The organism is Delftia tsuruhatensis NBRC 16741 (genome assembly GCF_001571325.1).
GTDB classification, from domain to species: domain Bacteria; phylum Pseudomonadota; class Gammaproteobacteria; order Burkholderiales; family Burkholderiaceae_C; genus Comamonas; species Comamonas tsuruhatensis.
The window spans coordinates 1-646 of record NZ_BCTO01000133.1; the positions used below are offsets into that span (position 1 = coordinate 1).

1 protein-coding gene is annotated in these 646 nt (G+C 64.2%); it reads left to right on the forward strand.

Annotation, left to right across the window (positions count from 1 at the left end):
- Positions 1–631 (forward strand): virulence-associated E family protein (locus DTS01S_RS29300; RefSeq protein ID WP_218010593.1); only part of this gene is annotated, 631 nt, incomplete at its 5' end.
- Between the last annotated feature and the right edge of the window lie 15 nt (positions 632–646).

Below are 646 nucleotides of genomic sequence, written 5' to 3' on the forward strand. Positions count from 1 at the left end.
CTCGACCAATGACAAGAAGTACCTGCGCGACCGCACGGGCAATCGGCGGTTCTGGCCCATCCCGGTGCGCCACGTCATCAAGACGGAGTGGCTTGAGCGCATGCGGGGCCAGCTGATGGCCGAGGCATATGCGCTGTATCAGCAGGGCGGAATCGTCTACACGCCCTCTGAGGACGAGGAAAAGCGCCTGTTCGTGCCCATGCAGGAAAGCCGCCTGCAGGAGTCTGCGGTGGATGGCGAGCTGTTCAAGCTGCTGACCCGGGAAGCCGGGATGAATGCCCAGTTCATCAACGCCCATGCAGAGCGTGTGCCCATCAACGCATTGATAAAGGCCCTTGGCGTGGACATCGGCAAGGCCACGCCGGCGCTCAAGGGCCAGGTTGAGGCCTGGCTTGAGAGCAACGGGTGGGAGTTCAAGGGCAGGCAGCGTGTCAATGGAGCGCTGGAGTCGGGCGTGTATTTCCGCCCTGCTGTCTGGCCGCCCGAGCTGGAGGCAGTGGCCGAGGACTGGACCCGGCAAGACGATGCCAGGCCCGAGCCCGAGGGATCGCGTCCTGACGACCTGCCGCCCCTGCCTGCCGGGCTGGGCGATCAGTCCTCCGCGTGGCCTGGTGACTATGAGCCCTTCTGATTTCGTTCGCAACAA